A 6,656-nucleotide genomic window follows, 5' to 3' on the forward strand; every position below is an offset into this window, starting at 1 on the left:
ATGGAAAACTCATTGATGTTTTTAACCATGCACCAGTAATCGGGATCCGGCGCATCCGAAGCAGTAGTCTCAGGTATGTCCACCTCGGCCAGCCTGTCATCCGTTTCCTGACCGGAGGCTGCAATGGTCTTGAAGTCATATCCGGGCTTGCCGAAGTCGCCTTTAAAGCCATTAACAAGAAGTCTCCTGGCAGCGGCTATACCTTTACGAGCACCGCATTTTACTGATTCATGAATTTCCGTGCCATTTTTCAGGCCATCTGCGATTGACCCAGCCATCGCTGCGGTAAATGCTGCATATTTTCCCTGCATTCTTCCTGCATACCTGCTTTTATAACCATCTTCCATTTCTACCGGATCATAAACAAGCGAGGCTTCCATCGTGCCTGCACTATTCCTGAAACAAACTGCGCCATCAATGCCAAAGAGCACCACCAGGTTCGCACATTTTAAAAGCGGCAGCAGCTTATGGTTGTAAGTCAATTGCCATTTGAGATCCATGGCCGTTCTCTCCCAAGAAAGGCAGCGGCTGATATTAATTCCATAATCTCTCAGGGCATTGGCATTAATGATGACCACTGCTTTTTCATGGTGATGTTCAGCGATGTATTCCCAACTTTTCCATGAGGCAGGCGACGTACTCATCCTGTAGATGACAATCGGCTTCTTATCCGGTGTTGTCAGCGCAATCGGCCATTTGCTGCGGTCTTGTAAAAACCCTTTCCCTTGATCAAAAAATACGACTATATCCGCATTTTCATCATCCTGAGCCATTTCCAATTGCATTGCCTTGCCTGAATCCGGTAATTCAAGGCCCCTGAAGTTTTTTATCCTATAGACCTTTTTTTTTGAACCAGGGGTTGAAGGAAATAAATCAACATCCATATGAGAATTCAGCAATTTCTCTGACATATTCACCTCATTATCCGGTTCTTGCTGAGAAAGGACCTCTATATCAGCCTTTTCCCTGAGAAAATCAGCCAGCAGCAGCGCACCGCCATCAACCTTTCCACTGCCTATAGAAACTAGCGTACCGCTTTCCCAGTGTATGTCCTCCCTTTTTAATTTTATCGGCCATGTCAGTGTATCTCTTGAAACATCTCCCGCTACTACAATTCTAATTTTTTTGTCACTCATACTCACTCCCATCCTTTCTGATCAATGAAACCAAATTTCATCTATTAACTTCAACAGTTAAAGGTGTTTTACAATTACCTTTTTAATAAGAGACAACATCTCTACCAATCTGATTGATATTTATATTCTTGTAACTGATTATCGTTCTCTTTGAGTTCCGCCTCTAATACCTCAACTGTGTAGTCCAGGCTCTGAAAATAACGGTTATCGTATTCAGTACTGCCAAATAAAAAGCCCTCTTGCGTCGGCAATAGTTTCGGTGCTGTGTCCGGTTCTTTTAGTACTTGTTTACACCTCTCCAGCAATTCTCTCAATTGTTCAGTACTTACATAGTACGGTTTGCAATCGTCCTCTCCCGCTTGTACATTATTGACAAACCATTGATGTATGGCGTTAGCTTTTCGCCAAACAGCTATTTCTTCGGTTATGTATTTTACTCTGTGAACTTGTATCTGACTTGTTATGCCAGTTATTTTTAATTTATTACCAGAACTTCCGACGTAAGTATCTTTGCTTAAATCCATATCCAAACTCATTTTTATTCTCCTTCGGTGCCAGAGTTAAGACGTTGCTGGCTTAGGTTTCGTTATTTTATTTTATTACAACGTTAATGATCGATCGTCAAGTAAAATGGTTTTTATTCACACTATATTTGACCTGTATTAACGATTTTGATTTCATCAAAATTCAGTACAGCATCCGCCCCTTTGTAATCACCTTTTTCAAAAAGGCGGTAGGCTTCGATCTGGCGTTCGGACATTTTTCCGCTGGCAATGTCTCTGGTCATATTTTCGGTTGCGGCGAAGACATTTTGGGTGGAAATCCATTTACTTCCTTAAAACTATTATTGGATATATTTTTAAACATACCCATAATTTAACGTTTTACACATCAAGGTAAAAGTCAAAACCTAGAATATTAAGTGAACCTAATTTTGAGTATGGCAAACAAGCCATCGGTAACAGAAATAGTGAAAATCCATTTTTTTAAAAAATAAAAAAAGTCACCCTTTTTAAGGGTGAACACTTGAAATTTCATTAAAGTTGTCGTGCATACGCAGGTATTTCTCAATCTAATTATTCGAATTTATTTTATTTATCCTTTAAATTGATTTCCATTATATCAGTATGCAGGCTGCTAATATAATAATACGCTACCTTTTCTCCGACCTCATAAATATAGCATACCGCTAAGTTCCAATACTATTTAAACGCCACCGATTTTCCTAATCCTTTATCAATAAATACCTTAATCAGTTTAGGATCAAACTGACTCCCTGCTTTTTTTTGCAGCGCTGCTAATACAACTTCTTCTGATAGAGGGCTTCCATTCTTTATTTTACCAGAGATAATATCATAGTCATCCGCTATCGCGATGATTCTTGATACGAGAGGTATTTCCTCTTCTTTTAAACCGCCTGGGTATCCTGTTCCATCCCATCTTTCATGATGATACAATACATCCTTTGCCACTTCTGCCATATCGTTTACTGTACTTAGAATCCGATAGCCTATTTCCGGATGGCGCTTAATTTCTTTCAATTCAGCCTCATTAAGTTCACCTTTTTTATTAATAATATTATCATCTATTGCTATTTTACCGATATCGTGAAGTAATCCTGCCAACTTAAGTTCTTCGATTTTATTTTCAGGTAGTCCCAGGGCTTCACCCATGCTTTTGCAGAGTTCTGAAACTTTATTGGAGTGTTGCTCTTCTGTATTGTTTATTTTATGAAGAGCATTAATGATTCCACTGATTGTCTTCGCTTTCATACGCGGACCTTCAAAAAGTTTTACCTTATACATATTATCTTCTGCCTTTTTCAGTACAGTTTGAACTTTTTCTTCTTCAATATGCTTAGTTCCATAACCAAAAGAAATAGATATATCTATGGAACCTAATTTTTCCTTTAATAACAGATCATTGATCCGTTTAATGATTTCCTCTGATTCAGAAGCATCCGTTTTAGGCAATAAAATAACAAATTCATCCCCTCCGATTCTGGCGATAATGTCATCCGCCCGGCATCCCAACCTGATCACTTCTGCTACTTTCTTAAGCATTTGGTCACCAACGGCATGTCCAAAAGAATCATTGGTCAGTTTTAATCCGTTCACATCACCCATCACAATGGTCAGAGGGAGGTTTATTTTTGTATCAAGTCGCTTTAACTCTTCTTCGTAAAATCTGCGATTATATAACCCCGAAAGTTGGTCGTGAAAGCTTAAAAATTCAATTTTCTCCTGCTTATGCTTTTTCTCGGAAAAATCTCTGAACACCACGACGGCACCAACAACTTCCCCGTTTTCCTGAATGATAGGTGCAGCGCTAGCTTCGAGGAATCGCTCAATACCATCTTTCGAAATAAATAAGGTATGGTCGGCTAATTCATGTGTCTTTCCGCTTTCAACCACTTTTTTTACGATATTTTCTCTCTTTTCCCGTGTAAATTCATCAACAATATCAAAGACTTCTTCAATCGATTTTCCCACTGCCGCTTCCTGGTTCCACCCCGTTAAAAATTCAGCAATTCTATTCAAAAACATGATATTCCCCTTATTATCAGTGGAAATGACGCCGTCGCTTACCGATATCAGTGTTGTTTCAAGAAGTTTTTTCTCATTTGATAAAGCATTTTCCAATCTTTTACGCTCCGTGATGTCTAAGATAACACCGATTAATCCTGTGACTTTACCGTGAGCGTTGGCCATTACTGCTTTGTAAAAAACAACATCATGTATAACACCCCGGGTATTTTTGACTTGGGATTCATATATCTGAGTTCCCTTGTTTTGGAATAATTCCATATCTTTATCATGGTATATTCTAGCCAAATTGAGTGGGCTGATGTCAAAAACACTCTTGCCGATCAGCGCTTCTTTTGTTTTACCAAAAAAGTCTTCATACGCATGATTAAATCCCAAATATCGACCATTGATATCCTTATAGAACACCGGTGCTGGAATAGATTGAAGTAATATCTCCATGAAATTTTTACTTTCCAGAATCTCTTCTTCTTTATTCTTATGTTCCGTGATGTCCCTGATGCTTTCGATCGCACCGATAATGTTGCCCGCCTGATCATGGAGAGGTGAGGCTTTGGCAAAAACCCATGCCCCTTTATTATTGTTGAGTGCAGAGCAAAATACTTCCGCCGTGAGGGAGTCCCCTTCCCGGGTGAGGTTGGGATATCGGTTCACAATCTTTTCATCTTCCTGAAAGATTAAATCCATTAAATGCGGTCGTGCCTCCCCATAAAATGGAATCGTGTAGACGTAGTCGCCTTTACCGATCATCTCCGAGGCAGGAATGCCCGTCATTTTTTCAATCGCCTTGTTCCAGATGATGACATGCCCGGTCGTATCAATGGCAAGGGTTGCATCCGGCAGAAACTCAATGATATCCGTCAATTGTCTCTGGTTTGACCTTAATGCTTCCTCTGTTATGGTTAGCTCTAGCGTACGTTCTTCTTTTTCTTCAAGTCTCGTCTTTTGCTGCTCTGTCATTGGCTACTCCACTGTCTTTTTTGAAATATTATCATTTATATGACACTCCCTCCAATTTATTTGGTAGTGTCAAGTATGACACCCCTTTTTTCATTTAAAACCTTTGTATAGTAAGGGTTACAGCGTTTTTTAAACAAAAAATCAATGACCCCTATTTTCTATTATAATTGTATCTCCAACAATTGTATCTCCAAAATAAAAACACAACAGAAAGGATGAGTCATTGTTATGTCTTCAATTATAACCTGTTTACTGCTTTATAATCAATACCTTCAAAATCAAATTTCTTATTTGCTTCTTTTTATTGCGACGCGTATTCCCATCAGGCAAATGGCTTTTGATGAGTGGAATGATATCATAAAAGTCCAGTCCCAAGCCGCAAGAATCAGAAAAATACCACAGACGGATATGAATACGTTGTGGATATGGCTCCGGAAAGTTACTTTGATACAGTCAACCACAGACGACTCATTCAGATTCTGTCTGAAACCATCAAAATTTACTTTGCATAATATCCGAACTGGATAGGTTATACTAAATAGACAGTTTAAAAATATAACTTATTTAAGCTGATCATTATCTGTGACAAGAGGGATGATTAATAAAAAGGTAGCAATGAGCCCTCCAACATAGGTAATTATTTCAGTTTCCTGTTGAGTCCAAAGTCGGTTATTGCCGCATTGATCAAAGCCGATAAAACCTTTGAGATTATTTTCAGAAATGATGGCAACCTGGAGGGTTGATGAAATATTTTGGGATTCTAAAAAAGGAGAAAGGGTTGGATCTGAATCCTTGATATTTGAACAACAGAAGATGCCATTTTCGTCGAAATGAGCATAGTATTCTTTAACTTGATGAAAGGACAACTGCCGGAAATCATTTTTTCCTGGAGCGACACCCTGGCTACACCATTCGTAAATATCTGAAAAGCTGGAATCATCAGAAAAATTTTTTAAAAAATAGCACCGACTCACATTAAATTGCTTACCAATAAGGGCGAGGATGAGATCAATACTAATGTTAATATCCTTTGCCTGGTATAGAAGATTAAACAGATAGCTACGGATTTCATTAGGTGGAAATGTTGCATCAGAATCTATTAAGGTATCTCTTTTATGGGAAAGAGATGTACTAAGCTGCATGTTTTTTATTTCATCATAAAAATAGAATTGGTCTTTTCCCATTTTTTTTGCATAATAAAGGGCGCTTTCCGCATGATAGTAAAGCTCATAAAAAGTGTTGCCATGCTCTTTGTAAAGGGCAATACCAATACTTCCTGATATGGCAAAATCTTTTTTAATTCCAATAAAGATTTGTCTGAGAACGGTGCAGATTTTCACAGCTTTGTCTTTGATTAAATTCTTATCATGAGCACCCTTCATAAAGACAACAAATTCGTCGCCCCCAACCCTTCCCACAATGTCCACAGAGCGAAAGAGATCCCTAAGCTTGTTAGAAATTTCGGAAAGTACCAAATCACCAAACGTATGCCCTAAATCATCATTAATAGACTTAAAATCATCAATGTCAATAAAGAATAAGGCATGACCATCCAGGGGATTATTCTCAAGACAATCGTCAACGAGTTTCTGGATCGTCATTTTATTATAGACCTTGGTGAGAGGATCCAACTGGACTTTTATTTCCAAGGAACGCAGTTTTCTTTTTTGCTGATCAATGTCACTAATGAGTCCGACGGCCTTATAGGGAATACCATTTTCATCAAATACAGGGCTCGATTGAATCCGAACCCAGAAATAGGACCCATCAGCTTTTTTTTGTCTGAATTCAAGGCTCGTTTTATTGGGCGAGCCATAGGTCTTTTTTATCCAGACATGATACGCCGACAAATCATCAGGATAAATGGTTTGTGAGTCAAACAACCCGGTACCCAGGGGTTCTTCACTGGGTTCGTAACCGAAATGTTTTTTATAATGATCAGTATAATGAATTTTATTAGATGTGAAATTCCATTCATAAAGAATGTCATCGGTTTGCTCTAAAATAATCCGAT

4 protein-coding genes and 1 pseudogene are annotated in these 6,656 nt (G+C 38.6%); all 5 read right to left on the reverse strand.

Annotated features, from left to right (window positions below):
• Positions 1–1,136: pseudogene (locus VIK44_RS05030) on the reverse strand (hypothetical protein); the annotation flags it as partial.
• Between the two features lie 101 nt (positions 1,137–1,237).
• On the reverse strand, positions 1,238–1,672 hold the full coding sequence (locus VIK44_RS05035) for a hypothetical protein (protein WP_331552752.1): 435 nt from the start codon (positions 1,670–1,672) through the stop codon (positions 1,238–1,240).
• 110 nt (positions 1,673–1,782) lie between these two features.
• Positions 1,783–1,923, reverse strand: a complete 141-nt coding sequence (locus VIK44_RS05040; RefSeq protein WP_331552753.1) for a hypothetical protein — start codon at positions 1,921–1,923, stop codon at positions 1,783–1,785.
• Positions 1,924–2,338: 415 nt separating this feature from the next.
• The gene (locus VIK44_RS05045) at positions 2,339–4,642 is read right to left on the reverse strand and encodes a PAS domain S-box protein (RefSeq protein ID WP_331552754.1); all 2,304 of its coding nucleotides are present in this window, start codon (positions 4,640–4,642) and stop codon (positions 2,339–2,341) included.
• 560 nt (positions 4,643–5,202) lie between these two features.
• Positions 5,203–6,656, reverse strand: a 1,454-nt coding sequence (locus VIK44_RS05050; RefSeq protein ID WP_331552755.1) for a diguanylate cyclase, incomplete at its 5' end; no start/stop codon positions are given.

Origin of the sequence: Acetobacterium sp., assembly GCF_036508315.1 — a bacterium.
Lineage (GTDB): Bacteria > Bacillota > Clostridia > Eubacteriales > Eubacteriaceae > Acetobacterium.

What these genes read in the sequence shown, in the direction of transcription:
- VIK44_RS05035 (WP_331552752.1), bottom strand. Translation starts at nt 1,672, where the DNA reads ATGAGTTTGGATATGGATTTAAGCAAAGATACTTACGTCGGAAGTTCT.
- VIK44_RS05040 (WP_331552753.1), bottom strand. Translation starts at nt 1,923, where the DNA reads ATGACCAGAGACATTGCCAGCGGAAAAATGTCCGAACGCCAGATCGAA.
- VIK44_RS05045 (WP_331552754.1), bottom strand. Translation starts at nt 4,642, where the DNA reads ATGACAGAGCAGCAAAAGACGAGACTTGAAGAAAAAGAAGAACGTACG.